The 3,523-nt window shown below is 55.0% G+C and carries 3 protein-coding genes; all 3 read left to right on the top strand.

Going from position 1 to position 3,523, the window contains the following annotated elements:
* On the top strand, positions 1-2,504 hold a 2,504-nt coding region (locus tag M0R36_11310; protein MCK9556378.1), incomplete at its 5' end, for a hypothetical protein.
* Entirely contained in the window at positions 2,504-3,205 is a 702-nt protein-coding gene (locus tag M0R36_11305) for a hypothetical protein (protein MCK9556377.1), read from the top strand. The genes M0R36_11310 and M0R36_11305, both read left to right, overlap by 1 nt.
* Positions 3,202-3,523 (top strand): hypothetical protein (locus M0R36_11300; GenBank protein ID MCK9556376.1); only part of this gene is annotated, 322 nt, incomplete at its 3' end. The genes M0R36_11305 and M0R36_11300, both read left to right, overlap by 4 nt.

The raw sequence follows: 3,523 nt of genomic DNA, 5'->3' as shown, positions 1-3,523 counted from the left end.
ATAAGCGCCTTGGTATCGGGACGAATTCACCGCAAACGGCGCTTGATGTTCGTGGAACGATATATCTTCCGGGCGAAGAGATCACGGTCGCATCTAAAAGCAAAACGCGCGTTTATCTCAAAGACAGCGTCGGAAATTATCTAATCTATCAGCCGGAATATTGGACCGGAACAGCCTGGGCGACGGCGAACAATTACGGATTCGGGGTTTACGCGCTTCAAAACAACGTAGGGTCGTACGATGTCGGATTCGGATCTGCCGCGCTCTACAACAACGCAGGGTCGTACGATGTCGGAATCGGGTCTGCCGCGCTCCAGAACAACGTAGGGTCGTACAATGCCGGATTCGGATCTGCCGCGCTCTACAACAACGCAGGGTCGTACAATGCCGGATTCGGATATAACGCGCTCCAGAACAACGCAGGGTCGTACGATGTCGGATTCGGATATGCCGCGCTCAGATACAACGTAGGGTCGTACGATGTCGGATTCGGATATGCCGCGCTCTACAACAACGTAGGGTCGTACGATGTCGGATTCGGATCTGCCGCGCTCAGATACGGCCAGGGCAATTACAACCTCGCCATAGGCCACGAGGCTTGGTCGAGTTTCCTGGAAAACGTTGGGGGCGCGAAGACATTTGATTACACGGCTGTTGATCCTGCCACTGATCGAATCACAGTAACGGCCCATGGGTTCGGGTCGACAAACGCTTATGTAAATCTCAAATACACTCAGGGCACGAGCGCGATAACCGGTCTGACCGACGGCGCAATCATCCAAGCGAAGATCATCGACGCCAATACTGTTGAGACGACGCAGACCAACAACATCACAGTGGCCGGGACCGGCACGGGGCACACGCTGACTCCGCAATACAGCTACTCGAACACGATGGTCTTCGGATATGGAGCGAACCCGAGCGCATCCAACCAAGTGGTGCTCGGCAATGATTCCGTGACTCAAACGCTGTTGAAGGGGGATGTCTATCTCGCTGAGAATTATGACCTCTACATTCCAGCGGGCAAGTTCGCGGTGACGGCGGACGCCTCGAGCACCATCACCGTGCCGAGCACGGGCTCGTCCGTTGCGCTTACGCTGAGCAATCTGGAAGCGACGAACACGTCCGAGCTGCTTTCGCTGTACAACGACGCCACGGCTTCGACGGGATACGCCATCTACTTGCAGGGGGACCAGGGCGATGTCGACGGCGTCAGCCCCGAGATTGCTTGGGGTCATCGTATCTGGACGCCGGGCTCTTTGACTGTCGGTCGCGAAACGGCGAGCGAGACGCGCTCGTTTTTCCGCGCCACACGATATGTCACCACCCCCGAAAGCTACCAATCCAGGGCGATAATCAGAGCCGAGAGCACTGACCTAACGGCATACGGCGAGGTGCTGGCGAGGGTTCGTGATGACCTTGATACTACATTCTCCGCAGGAATCGAGCTGAACTGCACTCACGGAATTTATCTCAGTGCCGGAACGGATTTGAACTTCACCGATCAATACCGGCCAGGCTCCGGTTGGTCTCTGCTTGCTGGCATCCCGTTGTCCGCGTCTTCCGACGAGTGGGACGACATCGAGACGTTGATTGGCTCCGAGGGCTCGCTGTTTGCCGCTATCATAGCCGCGTCCCTCACGGGCGGCTCCGGTGTTGCCGACCTCCAAGACGCCTATGACGGCGGGTATGCCATCGTCATCGACTCGAACCCGGTCACCATAACGGCTCCGGATGAATGCGCCACCTATGCCTTGGCACTCAACGCTAACGACACGACAAACGACATGGCGGCGCTGTACGTTCTCACGAGCGTCAACTGTGACGGCATCCTCGTCAACTGCGGGACCGGCGGATACGCGCTCTATCTTGACGGCGACTCTAACAACCTGTTTGGCGTCGACTCGCTTGGAATATACTCGAACGGCACCACCTATCTAGAATCCGACACGGTTTTAAACGTCGGTGCTCCGAAGTGCAATGTGTGGGGGATCACGAAGCTTGACTTGGCTGCAACAACGGCGGTTGACATCACGACGGCAACGCTGACGGTCGATGTCAATTCATTCATCCTCGACACCTGCGTCATTACCGCTGACGGCAGCGAGATAAACAACGTGCTGCACATCGATTACGGAACGGAGGCCACTCCATCCACTTGGAGTTCCGGGACGGTGACGGCCAATTACGCCACGGGCAAGCCCATGCAAACGGTGACGGTTGACGACGATGTAACCACGGTCAACATCACTTCACCCGATGGAATCAATGGGTACTCGCTGCTTTTTGCATCCGACGAATTAGGATCTTACAACATCCCGCTGAGTACGTTTCAGAAAACAGGCGGCGGCGGAACGTTCATATGGGCTCAAGGGTTGACAGATAACTTTGACGTTGGAGTGGTAACTGGACGTAGAATTGAAGTTCTTGTCACGATGGAATATCGTGGTTCTGACACCTGGTATTGCTCTTACACAATCATGGACCTCGGAGCGGTGGCGTAATGGCAATAGGAATATTAGGATCGGCAAGCTATCCAGCGAGTACAGGCAAATCAAGCCCATTGGAATGGGAACATGATTTAGATGCCGGTAGTAATCGGATAGTAGTGGTAGCTGTAGGGCTAGAATGCGACGACATCAGTAATCCGGAGCCCGTCGCCGTTACCTATGGTGGCGTGGCAATGGCTGAGGTGCACAAGCGTGTACTAGCTGCCAGCTCGAATTATACTTACTGCGGAGTGTTCGTACTGTACGAAACTGATTTGCCGGAAGATGGCTTCAACACTGTCTCAGTTACCTATGGAGGCACTACAGGAGACGAAATATCAGGCGTTGCTATAGCGTTTAGCGGCGTGGATCAAGGTGGTGAAACAGGTTATGACGATGACGCCGGGGAAGATATAAAAAAAACAACTTTGACGGTATCCATGTCCGCTGGCGATGTGTCAGTTATTGCAGTTGCAAATGGAGATCAAACTGGAACATTCACACACGATGCCAGTCAAATTGAGATTATGGATGTTGGAAGCTTTCTATGCCAGATAGCATCAGCCTATTTAATTGCCAGTGGCAATGTCGCGTCTCTGTCTTCCACTTGTACTAAGACACAAGATCAAGTCGAGGTAGGTGTTTGGTGGTCTCCGTATGTGGAGCCGTCGCCGCCGACTGGCGCGGGTCTATTTTTCGGAAAGGGGCTTTCATGAAGATCACGAAACCGATAGAGACGAGGGGCGGTGTCGAGCTTAGCGCGGCGCTGATACGCTTGAGGCGTATCGAGATTGACTACACTGTCCCATTCGCCCAGGTGACCATCGACGTATTCAAGGACGTTGCGGCTGAGGCAGCGAACGACCCGATACCGGATCCGGCGACCGGCGACCGCTTCCACGTAACGATGGACGACGGGCCGGAAGCCCAAGCTTTCCTTGCGGCGCTGGAAGGGAAGACCGTAATGGCGGCGGCTAGCGCCTGGCTCAAGTCAGCAGTGGGCTCGGCTGGCGTCGTGAACATCGACGCCACGG

This window comes from bacterium, from assembly GCA_023228325.1.
Lineage (GTDB): Bacteria > Auribacterota > UBA6266 > UBA6266 > UBA6266 > UBA6266.
Note: the sequence above shows the minus strand (reverse complement) of the source record. Positions and strands in the feature narration are given on the sequence as shown.